The organism is Psychroserpens mesophilus (genome assembly GCF_050617655.1).
Taxonomy (GTDB): domain Bacteria; phylum Bacteroidota; class Bacteroidia; order Flavobacteriales; family Flavobacteriaceae; genus Psychroserpens; species Psychroserpens mesophilus_A.
Genome location: NZ_JBODQC010000491.1, coordinates 1 through 238 on the forward strand (window position 1 = coordinate 1; position 238 = coordinate 238).

Genomic DNA, 238 nt, shown 5'->3' on the forward strand with positions numbered 1-238 from the left:
TGAAAACAATTTTTAGTGTGCTTTTATGCGCACTTATTGCTCCTGTTTCTTTTTCACAAGAAAAAAAAGAAATAGAAAAAGATACTATAAAAAGAATAAAATTAGATGAAGTAATTGTTACAGGAAACTTTAAAACAGATCCTATACATACAATTATATCTAACAGATATGATAAAAATGTGGTACAGCCCAAAAACGTAGCAGATTTATTTAACAACATCAATGGTTTTTCTGTAAT

At 26.5% G+C, this 238-nt stretch carries 1 pseudogene; it reads left to right on the top strand.

The features are described from left to right. Positions 1–238, top strand: a pseudogene (locus ACRHNM_RS18125) (TonB-dependent receptor); the annotation flags it as partial.